This is a genomic window from Xanthomonas sp. NCPPB 2586 (assembly GCF_041475775.2).
GTDB lineage: Bacteria > Pseudomonadota > Gammaproteobacteria > Xanthomonadales > Xanthomonadaceae > Xanthomonas > Xanthomonas campestris.
On the sequence record NZ_CM192981.1, the window covers coordinates 3,052,812 to 3,071,190 of the forward strand.

General features: G+C 60.2%; 16 protein-coding genes, 1 tRNA gene and 3 pseudogenes. 14 read left to right on the forward strand and 6 right to left on the reverse strand.

Annotated elements, in window-relative coordinates:
• Positions 1 to 34: 34 nt before the first annotated feature.
• Positions 35 to 1,525 carry a hypothetical protein gene (locus ACCQ09_RS13135; protein WP_228428231.1) on the forward strand — a complete coding sequence of 497 codons (1,491 nt, stop codon included), beginning with the start codon at positions 35 to 37 and terminating at the stop codon, positions 1,523 to 1,525.
• 319 nt (positions 1,526 to 1,844) lie between these two features.
• On the opposite strand, the gene ACCQ09_RS13140 is transcribed toward ACCQ09_RS13135, so the two are convergent.
• The 3 genes and pseudogenes from ACCQ09_RS13140 to ACCQ09_RS13150 form a co-directional block, all read right to left on the reverse strand.
• Entirely contained in the window at positions 1,845 to 2,660 is an 816-nt protein-coding gene (locus tag ACCQ09_RS13140) for a hypothetical protein (protein ID WP_162866385.1), read from the reverse strand.
• A gap of 99 nt (positions 2,661 to 2,759) precedes the next feature.
• Positions 2,760 to 3,605, reverse strand: a pseudogene (locus tag ACCQ09_RS13145) (site-specific integrase); the annotation flags it as partial.
• A gap of 8 nt (positions 3,606 to 3,613) precedes the next feature.
• Positions 3,614 to 5,083, reverse strand: a pseudogene (locus tag ACCQ09_RS13150) (DUF6538 domain-containing protein).
• 252 nt (positions 5,084 to 5,335) lie between these two features.
• On the opposite strand from ACCQ09_RS13150, the pseudogene ACCQ09_RS13155 reads away from it, so the two are divergent.
• The 12 genes and pseudogenes from ACCQ09_RS13155 to ACCQ09_RS13210 form a co-directional block, all read left to right on the forward strand.
• Positions 5,336 to 5,554: pseudogene (locus tag ACCQ09_RS13155) on the forward strand (Arm DNA-binding domain-containing protein); the annotation flags it as partial.
• A gap of 129 nt (positions 5,555 to 5,683) precedes the next feature.
• Positions 5,684 to 6,526, forward strand: coding sequence for a tyrosine-type recombinase/integrase (locus ACCQ09_RS13160; RefSeq protein ID WP_228428256.1), 843 nt, complete (start codon positions 5,684 to 5,686; stop codon positions 6,524 to 6,526).
• Positions 6,527 to 6,695: 169 nt separating this feature from the next.
• Positions 6,696 to 6,899 carry a helix-turn-helix transcriptional regulator gene (locus ACCQ09_RS13165; protein WP_015463065.1) on the forward strand — a complete coding sequence of 68 codons (204 nt, stop codon included), beginning with the start codon at positions 6,696 to 6,698 and terminating at the stop codon, positions 6,897 to 6,899.
• Complete coding sequence (locus ACCQ09_RS13170; RefSeq protein WP_162866386.1) at positions 6,899 to 7,294, forward strand: hypothetical protein; 396 nt, start codon at positions 6,899 to 6,901, stop codon at positions 7,292 to 7,294. The genes ACCQ09_RS13165 and ACCQ09_RS13170 overlap by 1 nt, the downstream gene beginning before the upstream one ends.
• A gap of 3 nt (positions 7,295 to 7,297) precedes the next feature.
• Positions 7,298 to 10,864: a plasmid replication protein, CyRepA1 family gene (locus ACCQ09_RS13175; RefSeq protein ID WP_040941467.1), complete on the forward strand. Its 3,567-nt coding sequence runs from the start codon at positions 7,298 to 7,300 to the stop codon at positions 10,862 to 10,864.
• A 48-nt stretch (positions 10,865 to 10,912) separates the two neighbouring features.
• Positions 10,913 to 11,368 (forward strand): hypothetical protein, encoded by a 456-nt coding sequence (locus tag ACCQ09_RS13180; RefSeq protein ID WP_162866387.1) that lies wholly within the window; start codon positions 10,913 to 10,915, stop codon positions 11,366 to 11,368.
• 531 nt (positions 11,369 to 11,899) lie between these two features.
• Positions 11,900 to 12,244, forward strand: a complete 345-nt coding sequence (locus tag ACCQ09_RS13185) for a hypothetical protein (protein ID WP_162866388.1) — start codon at positions 11,900 to 11,902, stop codon at positions 12,242 to 12,244.
• Positions 12,245 to 12,293: 49 nt separating this feature from the next.
• On the forward strand, positions 12,294 to 13,253 hold the full coding sequence (locus ACCQ09_RS13190) for a hypothetical protein (protein WP_080640118.1): 960 nt from the start codon (positions 12,294 to 12,296) through the stop codon (positions 13,251 to 13,253).
• A gap of 2 nt (positions 13,254 to 13,255) precedes the next feature.
• On the forward strand, positions 13,256 to 13,729 hold the full coding sequence (locus ACCQ09_RS13195) for a hypothetical protein (RefSeq protein WP_197708506.1): 474 nt from the start codon (positions 13,256 to 13,258) through the stop codon (positions 13,727 to 13,729).
• A complete protein-coding gene (locus ACCQ09_RS13200) occupies positions 13,726 to 13,959 on the forward strand; it encodes a hypothetical protein (RefSeq protein ID WP_162866389.1) in 234 nt (77 codons plus the stop codon). Before ACCQ09_RS13195 ends, ACCQ09_RS13200 begins: the two co-directional genes overlap by 4 nt.
• Complete coding sequence (locus ACCQ09_RS13205; RefSeq protein ID WP_228428233.1) at positions 13,949 to 14,383, forward strand: hypothetical protein; 435 nt, start codon at positions 13,949 to 13,951, stop codon at positions 14,381 to 14,383. Before ACCQ09_RS13200 ends, ACCQ09_RS13205 begins: the two co-directional genes overlap by 11 nt.
• Positions 14,370 to 14,579, forward strand: coding sequence for a helix-turn-helix transcriptional regulator (locus tag ACCQ09_RS13210; RefSeq protein WP_162866390.1), 210 nt, complete (start codon positions 14,370 to 14,372; stop codon positions 14,577 to 14,579). The genes ACCQ09_RS13205 and ACCQ09_RS13210 overlap by 14 nt, the downstream gene beginning before the upstream one ends.
• Positions 14,580 to 14,728: 149 nt before the next feature.
• Here ACCQ09_RS13210 and ACCQ09_RS13215 read toward each other — a convergent pair.
• The 3 genes from ACCQ09_RS13215 to serS form a co-directional block, all read right to left on the reverse strand.
• Positions 14,729 to 14,818 (reverse strand) — tRNA-Ser (locus tag ACCQ09_RS13215).
• 174 nt (positions 14,819 to 14,992) lie between these two features.
• On the reverse strand, positions 14,993 to 16,012 hold the full coding sequence (locus ACCQ09_RS13220) for a LysR family transcriptional regulator (RefSeq protein ID WP_011036777.1): 1,020 nt from the start codon (positions 16,010 to 16,012) through the stop codon (positions 14,993 to 14,995).
• A 277-nt stretch (positions 16,013 to 16,289) separates the two neighbouring features.
• A complete protein-coding gene (gene serS, locus ACCQ09_RS13225) occupies positions 16,290 to 17,570 on the reverse strand; it encodes a serine--tRNA ligase (RefSeq protein WP_011036776.1) in 1,281 nt (426 codons plus the stop codon).
• Between the two features lie 109 nt (positions 17,571 to 17,679).
• Here serS and ACCQ09_RS13230 point away from each other — a divergent pair, with 109 nt between their 5' ends.
• Positions 17,680 to 18,333, forward strand: a complete 654-nt coding sequence (locus ACCQ09_RS13230; protein ID WP_012438644.1) for an energy transducer TonB — start codon at positions 17,680 to 17,682, stop codon at positions 18,331 to 18,333.
• Positions 18,334 to 18,379: the final 46 nt, after the last annotated feature.

The following is an 18,379-nucleotide window of genomic DNA, read 5'->3' on the forward strand; positions in this document are numbered from 1 at the left end:
AGAGACAATATGAGCCTACCGAAGGAGGCCAGATGTGACCTACAACCAGCTTGCCAAGATTGCCTCTTCCTATGGGCTGCGAGATTCCATCATTCATATCTGGGCATACAGCTTACATGTCGGTTATGGACACAACCTCCCATTTGAGTATGCGCACTCGCGGCAAGGTTTTCAAAATCAAATGAAGCCGAGCGTCCAGGAGTTCTACCTGGACCTCTACCTCAGAGAGGTGCTTCTTCACGCAGGTGCTTCGAAAGGCGCGCGCCGCTCGCTACGGGACTGGAATGACCTTGGCACACTCCATAACGCTATTCGCAGCTACAGCGATTTCAAAGCAAAGTGTGACTTAGACATCTGGACCACAATGCACCGTATCGGGCATCAACAGTTGCCTCATTTCGAGCGCTTCGGATCCTCATATCTTGGACGCTACTGGTCTCTCTACAAGCGTGGTCACCTCTCCGACGTCGTTTACAACGCATTGGGCCTAACATCCGAAGATTACTTTCTCTTCGCCGGAGCCACCCAAGCGCTCTTCATGAGCAACTATGAAGTCCCGTTACTGCCACAGCTGACCGCACTCGACTTGGACGTCGCGGCAGTGACAGCAAGGGTAGCTGCGATAACTGCCACGCCCGCGCTGTTGCGTAACCGCTGCCTCCTGGATGCGCGCCATGACTCGTCCTGGGACTACACCCCTAACCCTGTAGCGGTGAAACCCCTAATCCTACTTCGATCCGACGCCCCGGCTAGGCTGTCCTGTCCACGCCCGTCACTTCTGGGCAAGCGACTACTCGCAGGACTCTTTTATGACCTTGCGAACGCGGAAGGCTTTGCCCAAGCCTACGGGGATGCATTCGAGGATTTGGTGGGCGACTGCTTTGGCCACCTCACGGGCACGACGATCGCTGAGCGCCCCACCCCCTACACCGTGGCAGGTTCACAGCGACACGGTAGCGACTGGATTCTCAAAGACGCAGCCACCACTGTCTTCGTGGAATGCAAGACCATGAGGATGCCCATCTCGGCACAGCTTGCGGCTAGCCCTGGCGATTTGGAGCACGGCCTGAAGCGCCTAGCCCAAGCCGTAGTCCAGAATTACCGAAATATCATCGACGTGACGTCAAACCACGTAGGAATCAAACTGCCAGATGGGCCAATCTATTCCCTAATTGTCACCCTTGAAGACTGGATCCTATTTGGTCAGAAGGCAGTAGACGCCCTTACCAGACTGGTGGCGCAGGAGCTATGCGAGCGCGGGATGGATGCCAGTATCGCGCAACGTTACCCATTTGCCATTGTCGGATGCGCGGCATTGCCACGGGTGGTCGACTCAATCAGCGAGCATGGGCTACATATCTTCACGGACAAAGCCTCTCAGCGATTCAACGGCTACTTTTTTCCGCAGTTTTTGGACGAGGCTAACCTATTCAGCAAGGGGCCGGCGGCCGCAATGTTTGACGGCGAATGGAAAGATTTGATGGAGCGCCTCAGAATTCGATTCCCGAGGGCATCGGGTCAATAATCTGACAACTGTGGAACATCGCCTTTATCGCGCCTACTTTCGACGCGCCCATTTCTCTTCACTAGAAATTATCACGAAATCAGAACCAACCGACCTTTCTACCTGCTCTAATTCCTCATGTTGCGCTATCGAAGAACCATCCAAAAACACATCCGGCATGGGCTCAGGATAGTCGTCATAACCTCTCCTAGTCAAAAACTTTGAGTAGAACCAGTCACGAAGCCCACAAGGTGGAACACGTCTCCCCGCCTCTATCATCCACTCTCTCCTATCATCCGCCCCAGCCATGTTTAGATCCCGATTGCCTAACAAGATAAATTTAAAGATTTTTGCTATGGAGATAGGCTATCAGAGTATTCCACGAATGGCTATCAGGCCTCATATCAAACTCCATCATCCGCTCGAAGCCAAACTCATCCCACAAACCAGGATCTTGCCTAACAACATCTGAAACTTTCTTACATCCCTTGAATCTTGGATCCCTCATTTTTTCACGAAAAAGCGGCGCGTCGAACCCGAATTTCGGGCACACTCTATAGCCACAATACCCAGATTTTGGTTGGGTATGACGAAAGCGATCATACCCCCCCGCAGCGAATAGCCTGACTGATTTAATGCCAACTCGGAAAGCTGTGAGTAGCGAAAGCGATATCGCGATGGTGCCAATAAGTTGCCTCGAAAAATTCTCATCAAACTTCAAGTGATCCATGTATAGAGACTCACCAAAAAAGTCAAAAGGACTAGCTTTAAAGATACCAACTCGGACATCTTTAGTAGTTAAACCGCGAACGAAACTAATTACATAGACTCCTAACGGAGCCTCTAAGGATTTTCTTTGCCCGTAGCGTTTAGACCACGTCTTTGTGTGTTCATAAGCACCAGCATTATTGAAGACCATAAAGAGCCTACAGAAGTCGACAGGATTTAAATTGAATACCCCGACCTTTCTTTGCTCAACAAGCCCATCCCCCAGAAATGAAACGTTGTGCGCACTCAGATACTGGCCTGCAATCTCATGAGATGAAATGGAAGCATACAAGCCACTCAGACGGTCTTGGTAATAACTTAATTGCGACCCGGAAATTTCTGAGGGCCCGAATCTTGAAAAAATCTTTTCCCCAATACCCACCGTCATCCCTCTTAATGGCTTGTGATTTTCGAGGGCATCCCCTTACGACACTACGGAACCCACTTTCAATATCGATCTAATGTTCTAGGTCCCGGAAAAATGCTTCTATACGATTGGAGTGCGCCTTTCAGGGGCGTCAAGAAGCTCATCATTCATAGGGCATTTCAATCTGAGCAAATTGATTTCAAATTCATCCGGCTTATATGTGGGAAGCAATACAGGCGGAATGAACTTGGCAAGCGTCGCCACTCGGTCCGGCAGGCTCCGCCGATCAATATAGAACTTTTCCAACACGGTCTGCCCGGTCCCATGCCCAGTGAGTGCTCCAGTCTCTGAAGCCGACACACCCGCCTCATCCAGCTTTGAAGCGATAGTGTGCCTCAACCCATGGAAGCCCTGCCTCTTCTCCGACACCCCTTGCCGCTTGATGTAGACGGAAAACTGCCGGCTCAACTGCCGCCCATAACCCAGCCCCGTCGAATTGGACAGGTCCGGGAATAGCAATTCCAGTCCTGCTTGTCGGGCCTCTTTCACGTAATCCAGGAAGCCGCAATCGATCACCGGCTGCGCTAGCGGGATGAACCGCCGGCTGTGCTTGTTCTTGATGCTCTGCTTCTTCCCGATCTTTCGGACGAAGAAGCCGGGCACGCCGTCGATGGTGTCGATGTCCTCCAGCCGTAGCTGCGCGATCTCGTTGACGCGAGCGCCTGAGTAGAGACCGAGGATCGGCCCGAACCACCGATGCGGGTATTTCGCCGCCCATCTCGGGAACTCCACTGGGTCAAAAATGGCCTTCAGCTCGGCATCCGTGAAAGGCGAGCCGGTGTCTTCCGAATCAGGCGTGGAAATCGCCCGGATGCCCGCCAACGGATTCACCGCCAGATGTTTACCCTCGACAAGCGACACAAGGAAGACTCTCAACCGTTGCCGGTGCTTGGCCATCTTCCACGCAGGCGATGTCATCGGAGGCCCCAAACAAGGGACGTTATGCCTGGTGAATGCGCACCGAGTCCGCCTAGCTTCTCCACCGCTGTGAAACAACGACTATAGGTCGAATGATGCTAGTCATCGAGCTCATGACCAACGATCTGCGCGCGGAGTTCTGACACCACCCCCGCCCCCTGTAACTCTTGAATGAAAGTCTTACGAAGCGAGTGGAAACCGCGCTTGGCCGGCGCCCAGCCTTTCCCAACCTCGGCCAGGTGTCGACTGAAGGCCTTAGTGATCCAGTTGCCCTGCCCGTTTACCGCCGTTGCTTTAGCTGCAGGGAATAACCTGGCTTCACCAGCTCCGCGCTTGCCATCGACCCATTCCAGGAAACCCATCTTGAGTAGCTCTGGATGGAGCGGGACCGTGCGAAGGCTGACCTCGGTTTTGACTTTTTGGTGCTCGCCTTCGTCTGAGATGCGAATGCAAGGGATACCGTCCTCCTCAAACACGTCTTTGATAAGCAGTTGACCGACCTCCGACGCTCTGGCGCCGGTACAGAGTCCAATGAGCGACGCCCAGCGAGCGGCCTCGGACAACTTGGACAGCGCATCAGGCGCGAACAGCGCCTGGATCTGTGCACGGTCGTATGCCTTGAAGCCCAGCTTCTTGCGGGCTCGCTTTTCTCGCTGTGAGTAGCTCACATGGCCGGACGCAGGGTTGTCGCCTCACGGGTAATGGCCTGACGCCATCGCCCATTCGAAAAACCCGCCTTTGCCGCCGATGTAGCTCTGCTTGTTGGTGAGCGTTGGCGTCGAAGCACCCTTCTCGCGCATGTCCTGATACCAGCGCGCCAGGTCCGAGCGCGTGATGGCATGGACCTTCATTGTCGGCCCCAGGAACGCCACCAACGCCTCGATGGCCGTCTTCTTGATCGTGTAGGTCTTGGGCAACGTCGAGCCCTTGAGCGTCGCCAGGAATGCGTCACGGGCTTTGCCCAGCGTCATTGTTTCGATGGCCGGCGCAGAGACCAGCCTACTCGGGCCCGCATGCGGTGAGCCAAACATGGTTGGCGCGGCCACCGGAACTGCCCGAGCCTGCAAGGCAGCGCCGGCCATCGCTTCCAGTTCCATGAGCTGCCTATAGAGCTTCAAGTCCTTCGGACTGTCGATCTGCCACTGCTCCGTCAACGTCCCATCCGGCTGGCGGGTGCGGTTGAGCGTCAGTTCTTGGAGGTTCTTGGCGCTCGTCAGACGAGCGATTAGGAGGTCGGCGTCCGATTTACTGAGCTTGGCCACGCGTTGATCCTTCAACTGTGCGAAGAGCCGAGCATAGCCCGCCCCAAGCACGACCGCACGCACGTGAGCCTGCGCCAAGTCCTTGGTTTGCAGGGTGCGTTTGAGAAGCCGGCAGCCCATCACGGTTTGCAAATCGACGGGCACACGTTGGACGAACGACCAGCGGCCGGTGGACGACCGGCTCAAATGATGAGGGATGCGCATGCGAGTGTTTCCTCTGCATGCTTCCTGCCTTCAATCAACTCGCCTAAAAAAATGATTATTTAAATCAATGATTTAGGAGTGACTGGCGGAGAGAGTGGCCGCCGAACCCACATCACCCTGGGTCACACCCAGTCACTTTGCATCACTATAATCCATTCAGATTCAACAATTTGCGTTGACTTTGCGTCTCACAAGGCATCGCAAAATTTGATATGATCGCAGGGACAAACACGGAAAAAACCCGGAGTACCAATGCCCAGGACTCACCATAGGCTCTCGCCTACGTTCGTCAATGCGGCGAAGAAAGGAAACGCAAAGCCTGGCCGATACTCCGACGGGGGAAATCTAGCGCTACGCGTCGGCGAAGGCGGAGCGGCTAGCTGGACTTTCGAATTTGTCCGCGCAGGCCAGCGCAGAGAGCTAGGTTTAGGGTCAGTAGGCGTTGTTGGTTTGGCAGATGCAAGGGCGCGAGCCGCCTCGTTGCGCTCAGACCTGGCCGCAGGCATAACGCCGCAAACTGCTCGCGCACGCACCCAGGCAAACATCGGGCTTACGTTTCGACAAGCGACGGAAAAGTACCTTTCCGGCAAAGTGTCGGCCATGAAGAACGACAAGCACAAAGCGCAGTGGCGCAGCACCCTTGAAACGTATGCCTACCCTTATATCGGCGACCTTGACGTAAAGCAGATCGATACACCTCATGTGCTTGCGGCGCTTGATCCAATCTGGGTTACGAAAAACGAGACCGCCAGCTGGGTACGCGGGCGCATCGAACGAGTTCTGGCGTGGGCGACAGTGAGCGGACATCGTACTGGGGACAATCCGGCGCGCTGGCGCGGTCATCTTTCGGAGGCACTTGCAGCACCAGCACAGGCCAAGAAAGTTGAACATCACGCGGCCCTGCCCTATGCAGAACTTCCTGCATTCCTATCGGCGCTGCAAGGCCAAATCGGCATTGGAGCACAAGCGCTGCGTTTCGCGATCCTGACAGCCACAAGAACTGGAGAAGTCATCGGCGCCCGCTGGGGTGAATTCGACTTGCATGAAAACGTCTGGACGATTCCTGTAGAGCGGATGAAAGCAGGCAAGGAACACCGAGTGCCGCTGAGCAGCGCCGCCCTTGAAATTCTTTCTGCAATGAGGAATTTCGCCACCGGAAGTGGCGACGGCTTTGTTTTTCCAGGGGCGAAGAATGGAAGACCATTATCGAACATGGCAATGCTTGCAACCCTTAAAAGGATGGGTCGGACGGACATCACCGCGCATGGGTTTCGCTCAACTTTTCGCGATTGGGCTGGGCAGGAAACACACCATCCACGCGAGGTTATTGAACATGCTCTGGCGCACCAGCTTAAAAGTAAAACTGAAGCTGCCTATGCGCGGGGCGACTTGCTCAGGAAGCGCCGCGCGTTGATGGATGAGTGGGCGACCTACGCAGCTTAATTTGCATGTCGCAGGGTATTCACATGCAAAATCGCCATGTGAACAGGGCATCCTAAGTCGTTGATCTGTAAACCCCTTCCCAAAAGTGAATAGTGTTCAAGCGTCTGTTGACGCGCAATTATGCCCTACGCCTGAGACGACTTGGGCGTTAATTGGAGCACTAGAACACATGTTAGAAAATCGCCTTAGCATCGAACGCCTTCCGTCCGTACTTGCACGCGTTGGCAGAAGTCGCGCCAGCCTCTACCGAGACATTGCAGCTGGTCTATTCCCGTCCCCGGTCAAAATCGGAGAAAGAGCGATTGGCTGGGATCCACGTGTCGTGGATAGCTGGATCGCCAAGCGCTTCGCGTCTGTGGAGGCACGCAGCTGATGCAGCCACATGAAAAACGCCAGGCCGATATGCGCGGCCTGGCGTCTAACCCACCCGAGAAGCAGAGCCCTTCCGAAGCTCAACAATATGCTCAAATACCTGTGCGTATTGAGGCACTGGCAGAATTTCCGGCCTTTGTGTGGGCGCAATCTGCGGCTTGGCACCTTGAGCGTGCTCATCGAGCCCGCTCCGTTGACGAAATAAAACATCATCTTCGGGGCTGGGTAATCCGTCACGCGTTCCAAATGCGTGGGATTCATTCGAACTGGCCGGAATATGCCTGGGCTACGTTCGCGTCAGCCATCACCGCCAGTGGTCTCCACTTGAAATTCCGTCGCAAGGATGTTCGTGCGGTCTGCGCATCTGCGGACAAGGTCGCGCGCGGCGAAGGCTGACCCATGCGACGATTTGCTGAGTTTGTGGCGGCGCGCTGGCCGACACCGGAAGATGCTCTATTTGAATTCTTCGCCGACGCGCAGGCCGCGGCGTTGGAAGTCCGAGCGCAGCTGGACGAGCCTCCGGAACTAGATGGGGTCCGCCGGTACCTGACGAGCCAGGCCGGCAAGCGCGATAAGCGACAGTTCCTCGTTGCCAGCGTTACCACCGACCCCGATGGGACCACGTGGCCGGCAATCACGTTCAAATCGTTTAAACACGGTGGCGCTTCGAAGTATTGGAAGCCACGCGACCTGGCTTGGCAGCTTTTTGCGCGCGAGGGTCGTGAGGACATTGGCGCAGATACCGCGCGAGTGGCCGAGTACGCCGAGCGTGCGCGATTGGCGAAGACGGCAGCGCAGGCGCGAGCCGTAGAGCGTGACGCTGCTGACCAGCTTGGCCGCCTTGCCGCCGCCGATGCCGCGCGCATCGCTTGGGAATCGGCTTCACCCGATTGCGATAAGCATGCCTATCTGCGAAGCAAAGGCGTAGCTGCATATGGGCTGCGCGTCGCGACCACGACCCTGCGCGCACGGTTGTGGGACGCTGAGCGGGCGCGGTGGGTGAATGAAGCGATTGTCGTGCGCGCTGGGGATCTGTTGGTGCCTGTGCGCCTGCCAGACGGGCAGCTGGTCAATGTGCAACGCATTGACGCGACTGGCCGCAAATTATTTTTGCGTGGTGGACAGAAACGCGGCGGGTTTTTCCTGATAGAAGGCACCGGCCGCACCTGGCTTTGCGAGGGTGCCGCAACCGGCGCAAGCATCCATGAAGCGACCAGTGCGGCCGTGGTCGTTGCGTTCGATGCCGGCAATCTTATTCACTGCGCCAGTCTGGCCGACGCAGTTGCGGCCGATAACGACGCCAGTGGCACCGGCCAGCGTGCCGCAGAAGCGACTGGCCTGCCGTGGGCATGCCCCGTTGCCGTGGGCGAAGACTTCAACGACCTGCACCAACGCCAGGGCATCCAAGCCGTGCGCTTGGCGCTGGCTGAGCTGCACCAGCCGCCACTGCCCGAAGCATCCGCATACGTGCGCCCGTTCGAACTGCCTGCGCTGGATGTCCCGACCAGCCGTGCCGACGCCCTGCGCGCCCTTGGGCGCCTGACTGACGCAGCCGATGCGGCGGCCTTCGCATGGGCATTGGCTAAGCGCTTGTCGATGGGCGTCCCGGCGCGCGGTGAAACGGTTGAATCAATTTCATCGGCACTGCGCGACGCGCTTCCACGTTCGATTCTGGCCGACGCCACCATCAACGCAATCGCTGGTGGCATCCGTTGGATTGTAGATCGACGCCGGTCGTCAGCATTGGCGGCAGTGCACCCGTCTGCGGCAGTACTGGCGCGGCACACCGTCGAACGGCGGGACAACCTTCCCGCGCTGGGCGAAGCCGACTATCGCGGCGTCATCGTACTACGAGCCCCGATGGGCTGCGGGAAGACTCAAAAAATCGGCTTGCCCTTTGCCGAATGGGCGAGCCGCCGAGATGGGCGCTTTGTTGCCCTGGCGCACCGACAGTCGCTGATCGCCGAGCTATCTGCGCGGCTGGGGTGCGCCCACTATCAACGCATCGCTGGCGAATACGCGGTGCACGTTGACGCGCTTGCAGCGTGCCTGCCGTCCATCGTTAAAGGCGATCACGCGCAGATCTATCGAGAAGCGCAATGGGTGTTCATCGACGAAATCAGCCAGGTTGTGCGCAGCCTTGCAGCGCGGGTCACGGTGGCCGACCGCAAGCAGATGGCAGACGTGCTCGCCGCCCTGCGCGACATGGTGTCACACGCCGAGTGCGTCATCGTGGCCGATGCAGGGGTTGATGATCGCACGATTGAATTCCTTGAATCCTGCCGCCCCAGCGAGCGCTTTCGCATCATCGATACTGACATTGCGCCATTGCGGGCGCGAGAAGCGGAATTCGGCTTCGGGCCGGATGCCCTGCACCATGCCTACGGCGACATGCTCACTGAATTAGCCGATGGGCGCCGCTTGTGGGTGGCATGTGGAGAGAAGTCGCGGGCGATCGAATGCGCGCGGCTGCTGGAAACCTGCGGCCGGCGCGTGTTACTGGTGCACTCCGATAACGCCGGCAACCGCGAACAGGCGGAATTCCTCGCCGCCCCTGATCGCATGAGTCGCCTCTACGATGCCATAGTGGCGTCACCAGTCATCTCTAGCGGAGTATCGATCGAACACCGCGATTTCGGTGGGGCCTGGTTTCACAGGGTCTTTGTGATTGCGTCCGGTGCTACCGTCACACCGGCCGACGCGATGCAGATGGCGCGCCGGGTGCGCTATTTAAATTCGCTCTCAGTGGTTGTCACAGCGTCCAACAGGTTCGAAATTGATTCGGCCGCTGCGATCCTGACTGGCCTGTCTGAGGCGGCAGAACTGGAACGCCGCGCCCCGATGCCAACCGATTTGGACGGCATTGTGGCCGACATCGAAGCCGGTGATGCCAAGCATCGGGCGGACTTCGCCGGGGGACTCTGGTGGCTGTTGGAAGCGGCCGGCTGGGCTGTCAGCCCGATGCAGATCGGCGACAGCGCGGTGAGCGCGGAATCAATGAAGCTGCTGCGCGCAGATATCAACCGCGAACAACGCGACTCGCTGCTGGCCGCGCGTGATCTAAGTGACGTTGAAGCACGACGAATGCGCGAACGACCGGCCTTGAGCGAGGTTGACCAGGCGGCGCTACTTCGGCACAGAATCGTGCGCGATCTTGGGCTGAGCGATCAACTTTGCGACGCCGACCTAGACGTTTGGGATGCAGGCCGCGGGCCGCGGGCATGGGATAGGTTCACGGCAGCCACCGCTGGCACTACTGAGGCAGCGAGCGATGGTGGGATAACAGACCTTCATCGGCTCCGATTCGGGCGTGCACGGGTGTTGGCGTATCGGGAGCTATTTGCTTGGTTCAAGCTGGCACCGGGGTTCCGTGTCACTTCTGAAGTTTCGGCAGCGCTGCTTAGCCGCATGTACGTGCGGCGGCAGTTGTTGGCAGTGCTGGGGTTGGTGCCTGCCAAGTGGGCTGGGGAACGGTTCGGCTTACCGAGCGGTAGAGCCGCCACACAGGCGGTTATCGATCTGTTTGATCGAATGGGCTTGAAACTGATCCGTGCGCGCAACAACCGAAAGGCAAAAATGGGTGCCACAACTGGCATAGAAACCTTAGGTGGTTACGTGGGTTGTGGCACCCATCGGGGCATTGTCGATGTCACGACCTGGTACGTCGTAGATTCGGACTCATGGTCCAGAACTGCAGAGCTTGCCGCTCGCCGAAATTCCCGCCGCGTGCTTGATGCAGTTCCGCACGAGTCAGAAGACGAACGTTATTGGAATGGTGTGCTCTGCGAAATCATGGCCCACGCGCTGAGTGCCGATGAGGCTGCGCAACTGATCCTGGCCAAGGGCCGAAATCAACTAGAAAGCAAGGCGCGCAGGGATCACAAGGGACGCACCTACGGCGGCAGGGTAGCGATACTCTGGTTCCGAAGCATCTACGCACCTGATTGGTGCCCGCAAGCTGCGTGAGGTAGACTCGTAGAACTGTCTTAATCAATCCGCAAGGAGACCCTAGGAATGGATTCTTCAGCTTTTACGGTAAAACCTGTGCCAGATATTACAGCAGGACAGCTGTTTTACATGTCTGGGGGCTGGTGGCTTAAAGCAGTAACACAAGGACAGGAACCGGTGCAGGGTGCGATGTGCGTCGTAGGCCCCGAACAAGGTCAATGGGACTGCACCGCAGAGCAAACTGTCATAACTATCGCCGATGGCTGGGAATGGTTTGCCGACGTATCTAAACCTATAGCTCCCGTAGCTGGTATGGCGCCCGCTGGTAGCTTAGGGTTGATGACGGGCACGCTGTTAGTAGTGGGTTTTCAGTGTGCAATCCGTTTAGACCATGCAACGTTGCATTACGTACAGGGCGGCGTCAAAGCGCTTCACTTTCGGAACTGGAGCGCAATGGTTCGAAGGCTTGACGGCAGCAAGAACGCCGATGATTTATTCAACGTGGTTAACGCGGGCGACTGAGCGTGACAACGCTTGGAGCGAGCCGCGCCAAACTGTGAAGCTGGGTGCCGTCGTGGTGTATCCGGTGGAGCAGCTGGAAGCGTGGGAGCGGCGGCAGCTGCACACCCCCACTGCATAGGCATCCCCCCCCCCTGCCCTAGACCTTGCAGGTGCCGGGGGCGGGGGTGCCTGGTCGATCGATTCCTTCGATGCATTCGCGATCGATCGACCGCGCGTGATCGCGCTGGCTGCCTGCGTGGCGATGCGGGCGCCTTGAACTGATCGCGCTGAGTGGCTGGTCGGTGATCGCTGCTGCGCATGCTGACCTATTCAATTCCGATATGGCGCACACCCCTGGCATGCGTGCAGCAGCATGGCCGCCCACCTCGCATCCCTGTCGGCCCGGCCGTGGGGTGTCTGACCCGTCTAAACCTGAACGACGCAACGCGAGCCGTTCAGTTTCGGGCCGATGTGAAGGCAAATGTAAAGAAATCGTTAGGGTCCTCTCTGAGGGGGTGGCACTGTGGGGCAGGTTGACCCGCCAGATTTACGGTGTGGCTGGCCGCTGAAAACCGTTTTTCTGTTCATACATCGGACGATTTCAATGAATTCCGCTCATGTATGAAATGCAAGCGCAGCAAGTCTTGTGCGGTAATCGCGCATCCGAAAAAGTACACCGGCCAGTGTAAAGATAATCAAAAAATCAGCGGCCCCACACGCCCCGCTGCGCCCATCTGCGCCGGGTTGGCACCTACCCCACCTGCCAGCCGCCGCAAGCCCGCCACACGCCCGCGCTGGCGGCTGCGCAGGGATGCGTCGATGCCAAGCCCCTCCCCTGTCGGGCCGCTGTTGCTCGTCGTGGTCGCGGAAATCCAGCCGGTGGAACGCAGCCACTAACGCGGCGCACGATTCGACACATCACCTACCTAGAAACACCCAAAACCGCATGACCACTTCACTTACCAGCATTCTCGAAAACGCTCGCAACCAGTCGGGCGCCAAAGTCCATTACGACGCGAACGACAACGTGCGCGCCGCCTACAAGACCGGCACCGCTGTCGCTGGCGAAATCTCACTGCTCGGACCTGTTCCGGCCAATCTCGCAACTTATTTCCGCGAAGACGGCACGCTGCGCGAAACCCCCGCCGGCCGGCCGAGTGTCAGCAGCTTCCTACTCGATCCTCTCACCATCGCCGCAGCGCACAGCCGCGCCGCTGTCGCCGGTGCACATCTGCTGATCCGCGAGGACGCCATTGCGCCCCGTCCGATCGGCGCCGGCCCTGATCTGCCGGTGATGCAGCGCGAGACCAGCGGGTTTAGCGTCATCAAGCCTATGCAGCTCGCCGTGGTCGCAGATGGGGCGAACGCCGCTGTATCGACCGCCTTGCCCGTCTGGTCCGCGACCGTCGATTGGGACTCGGAAGCGACTAGCCCCCCTTTCGGCGCGGCGTTCCGCATCGAGCGTGCCGACTACCGCCGCCGCGCCCTGGATGGCAGCCTGGATGAACTGCTTTCTGCATCGATCCTGGCTGGCGTCGGCCGTGCTGCCGACGTGGCGCTGCTGTCTGCGTTGAGTGCCGCAAGCCTGGCCAATTTCAGCCTGGCAGCTGCTGCCGCACAGGGTCTGCGCTTCGCTGACCTGGCTGCCCTGATCGGCACCAGCGCCACCGGAGCCACTGTTGGCCAGGACGGTGTGCTGCGCGCTGCCGGTGTCGCCGCTGAACTGACCGACGCCACTGCGGGCACGTTCGTGGGTGCGTTCAACCAGGCGGCTGTGATCCTCGACCGTGAGGTGCGTGTTGTTGCCGATCGCCACTCCCTGGACGGCGAATTGCTAGTAACGGTTTTCACAAGCGCCGCAGCCCTGGTTCCGCGTGCAGGTGTGTTCTTCAAGGTCGCTGCCTAATCATGGCCGCGACCAATCCAGTTCAGCGGCAGCAGGGTTCCGATTCACCCCTGCTGCCAACGAAAGCGGGGGCCGCTCGCGGCTCCCGCACCCTATTCGAACGCCTGACATCGGCCTGGCACGCGCTGACTGCCGATGAAACTCCGCTGCCCGATCCTGCTGGCGTGTTCGCCTGGTCGATGGCCGAGATTGCCGGCGCCAATTTCACCCGCATGGCCGATGACGATGATGGCCCGCGCGTGGCCATCCATCTACCCCTGATCGGCAACCCGATGTGGCGCGCCAACGCGGAAAGCGAGCCCGAAATCGAGCGCCGCATCCGCAAGGCATGGCCGGAATTGGAGTCCGGCCAGGTGCGCAAGCTCATGGCCCACGTGGCGGCCCGCGTGCGTGCGGCGCTGATCCAGCCCGTCCGTGGCGATGACCAGGAAGAGCATGGCCCGCGCGGATCGTATGTAAATCGGTGGCGCGCATGATCGAGCTTTTATCCATCGCCGCCATGCTGGTGGCCAGTGAATGCCCGAGCGCCGAAATGCTCGCTGCCTGGAAGGCCAGCCGCTCCGCCACCATCCCGGCGGAAATCCCCTGCGCACCGGCACCGATGCGCACAAAATCCCGCGCGGCGATCGTTCGCGAATTGCGCCGCGGCTCGACGCCGATCGACAACGGCCGCAGCATCATGGATCGCGCACGCAGTGGGCGATGATTCCGCGCCGGTTTCGGACTGGCTTTTGCCGCAGGTGTTCCGCGACCTGATCGAAGTCGTAGGTCGCGACGCCGCGTTCCGCCTGGCCGGTCATGCGCTCTCGAACGCCGTGAAGCGTAAGGGCCGCGGCCTGGTGGGCTACTTGTATGTGCCGGCGAACAGCTGGGCGCCTACCCATGCCACGTATACCGCGCTCATCGGTGCCGATGCCACTTCCAAGCTGATGCGGGCCTTCGGTGGTGACCAGCTTGAAATCAACCTGCCGGGATCGTGGCTTGACGCAAGACGAAACGCCTTGATCATTCAAACATGGAAGGCAGCGGACCAGCGTCATCTGACAACAGGGATGGTTGGGTGGCTCTTCCAAATCTCAGGAAGGCAGGTCCAGAACATCGTGCGAGGCATCCCACGTGCAGCAGCATGATTTGATCACCGGCAGCCAGGCCGCGCGCATTGCCGGGATATCCCGCACACAAGTGGGGAGGCTCGCTGCGTCTGGTGATTTCCCCGCTGCGGTCAAATTTTCTGCGCGCATCATCCTGTGGAATCGCGTTGAAGTGCAGGCGTGGGCAGACTGGTACCGCGAACAAGACGCGCCAGATCCTGTCGATGATGAGTAAAGCTAAATCAACATCTCCTGCCACGGCCTTCGTTGCGTCAGGGTTCCCGACCCACCTTTCAGGCGCATTCGGAACACGGAAAAGAACACGGAAGCCAAAAACCCAAATCCCGGATTTTTCTTTAAAATCAGGAAATTACGCCACCTTTGTGGCGGAGAGAGTGGGATTCGAACCCACGGAAGGTTTGACCCTTCGCCGGTTTTCAAGACCGGTGCCTTAAACCGCTCGGCCATCTCTCCGATGCTGCTGGTGCGTGCGCCAACGGCCTTGGTCGCTCGCACGAGCGCCACCATGCAGTGCAGGTGGCGCTGAGGTGGTGACCGCCAAACTGCTTGGGGCTGCCACCGCCGGGATCACTCCCGGGCGCGCATTCTCGCATGCCCGGGCCGGTTTGCCCACGCGTCGGCGTTGGCTCAGCCGGCTTCGGCCACCACCAGGCGCGGGGCCGCTGCGGCGGTGGCGCGCTTGAGCTTTTCCGCCAGTTCGGCGCAGTTGCCGCCGCAATCCAGGCGCGAGCGCTCGATTTCCTGCGGCAGGTGTTCGGCCAGGAAGTCGATGAACACGCGCACGGCCGGCAGCAGGCCGCGGCGCGAGGCGAATACGGCGTGGCAGATGCCTTGCGGCAGCGACCAATGCGGCAGCACCACTTCCAGTTCGCCATTGCGCACCGCTTCGGCGCACACCGTCTCCGGCAGCATGGTGATGCCGAAACCGTCGCGCGCCATCGATTGCAGCAACGGGAAGTCAAAGCCGGCCAGCCGCGGCTGCAGGTCCACGCGGCGCATCTCGCCGTTGGGGCCGTGCAGTTCCCAGCGCTGGTGCGCTTCGTCCTCGCTGGTGCTCATGGTGGTGTGGTTGGCCAGCTCGCCCGGGTCTTTCGGACGCCCGGCGCGGTCCAGATACTTGGGGCTGGCAACCAGCAACTCCTGCACCTGGCCAAAGCTGCGCATCACCAGGCTGCCGTCGTCATCCAGCCGCGAACGCACGCGCAAGGCGACGTCGTAGCCTTCGTTGATGACATCGACGCGGCGATTGCTGATATTGAGCTGCAGCCGCACCTTCGGGTATTTGCCGAGGAATTGCGGCAGCAGTTTCGGTAACTGGATCTGTGCCAGCGACACCGGCACGCTCACGCGCACCAGGCCGCGTGGCTCGGCGCTGAGGCGGTCCACCACCTCGCGCGCGGCTTGCGCCTCAGCCAGCATGGTTTGCGCATGCCGGTGCACGCTGGTGCCGACGTCGGTCACCGCGAAACGGCGCGTGGAGCGCTGCAACAGGCGCACGCCCAGGTCGGTTTCGAGTTGGCTGATGCGGCGGCTCAGACGCGATTTGGGAATCCCCAGCGCGCGCTCGGCAGCCGCAAAGCCGCCGTGGTCCACCACCATCGCGAAGTAGTACAGGTCATTCAGGTCGTGCATGGCGCAGGTATCCATGGATAGAACGATGCGCGATATTTAACCACCTTTATCCCAATCGAGCAACGAACGTGTCCGGCGTCACGCCTTGCGCCGCCCGCCTCAAATGCCAACGGGGCCGTCACCGGCCCCGTTGGGTTACGAACACTTTTGGGTCACTGCGTCGAACGTCGTTGCTCATGCATCGCTAGCGCCCGCTTGGGCCGGCCGAACGCTGCGGCAGCCGCGTGACTACCAGCTATCTAATGCCCTCACGACTCCGCAGCCACACGGCTGCGCAGCAGTCCAATGACGCTCAGCCAATCCGCTCCAGCCCGCCCATGTACGGGCGCAGTGCGTCCGGCACGTCAATCGAGCCATCGGCGTTCTGGTAGTTCTCCATCACTGCGATCATTGCGCGGCCCACGGCGGTGCCGGAGCCGTTGAGCGTGTGCAGCAGCTCCGGCTTGCCGCTGGCCGGATTGCGCCAGCGTGCCTGCATGCGCCGCGCCTGGAAATCACCACAGTTGGAGCACGAAGAGATCTCGCGATAAGTCGCCTGCGAGGGCAGCCACACTTCCAGGTCGTAGGTCTTGATCGCCGAAAACCCCATGTCGCCGGTGCACAGCAGCACCTTGCGATACGGCAGGCCCAGTTTTTCCAGCACCACTTCGGCGCAGCGCGTCATGCGCTGGTGCTCGGCCTCGCTGTCTTCCGGGCTGCACGCGGTGACCAGTTCCACTTTCTCGAACTGGTGCTGGCGGATCATGCCGCGGGTGTCGCGGCCACCGCTGCCCGCTTCGGCGCGGAAGCACATCGAATGGGCGGTCATGCGCAGCGGCAGGCGCTCGGCGTCGACGATGGCATCGCGCACGATATTGGTCAGCGGCACTTCGGATGTGGGAATCAGATAACGCTTCGAATCGCCCACTTCGGTCTGGAACAGGTCGTCTTCGAACTTCGGCAACTGGCCGGTGCCGCGCATCGAATCGGCGTTGACCAGCAGCGGCACGTTGGTTTCTTCGTAGCCATGCTCGCCCACATGCAGGTCAAGCATGAATTGCGCCAGCGCACGGTGCAGGCGGGCGATCGGGCCACGCAGCACGGTGAAACGCGCGCCGGACAACTTGGCTGCGGTTTCGCCGTCCAGCCAGCCGTGCGGCGCGCCGAGTTCGACATGATCCTTGACCGCAAAATCGAACTGCCGCGGCGTGCCCCAGCGCGCCTGCTCGACGTTCTCGCTCTCGTCCTTGCCCGCGGGCACATTGGCGGCCGGCAAGTTGGGAATGCCCAGTGCAATGCCTTCCAGCTGCGCGCGGATGACATCCAGTGCGTCTTCCGATGCCTTGAGCTCATCGCCAAAGCCGGCCACTTCGGCCATCAACGCCGCCACGTCTTCGCCCTTGGCCTTGGCCTGGCCGATCGCCTTGGACTTGGAATTGCGTAGGCTCTGCAGCTCCTGCGTGCGCACCTGGATCCGCTTGCGCTCGCTCTCCAGCGACTCCAGTTCCGCAGTGTTCAAGTCGAAGCCGCGCGTGCTGCGCAGGCGCTCGGCAAGGTCGGCGGGATGTTGGCGAAGCAGGGCCGGATCTAGCATCGGAGGATCGTTTTTGGTGGGAGCCGGGGATTATCGCCTGTTCCGACAGTCGCTGCGATCGATTCACCGATGCTATGCCAGAATCGGCCTGATCCTTCAGGTGAGCCCTATGCCCGCGCCCCGCCCTGCGTCCGATCGCCACATCGTTCTGCGTCTGCCCCGCCACACCCTGAAAATTGCCGGTATCGCGTTCGTCGCGGGCCTGCTGCTGTTCCTGCTGGTCTGGGCCACCGGGCGCAAGGACTTCTACAAGGCCTCGCCCGCACAACCAACCGCTGGCGCACCCGCCGACACCATCCAGCCGCTGCCGGCGCCGTTACCGGCGCAGGATGGCTCCATCGAGATGCCGCAGGCCAAGCCGCCCGAAGACGCGCCCGCTCTGGTGGAAACCGCCCCGCCTGCGCCGCCCGCACCGGCCCCGCTTCCCGAAGACGCAGTACCCGGTGCACCTGGCGCCCCGACCAGCGCCGCGCCCGTTGCAGGCGGTGATCGGCCGGTGCCGATGCAGGGCCAGATGCCGCCGCCACGCTATCCCGCAGCGGCGCTGCGCCGTGGCGATGCGGGCGATGTGGTGGTGCGCGTTGACGTGGATGCCGCCGGCAACCCTGGCGGCGTGGCGCTGGTGCAGCGCAGTGGCTCGCGCGATCTGGACCGCGCCGCGATGGAGGCGGTGCGTCGCTGGCGCTTCCACCCGGCCCAGCGCGGCGGCCAGCCGGTGGCTGGCAGTATCGATATCCCGTTCGAGTTCAAGCCCGCTCAGTAAGCTGAACCTCGCCCGGTCGCCGACCGGGATGTGAAGGCGTCGCCTT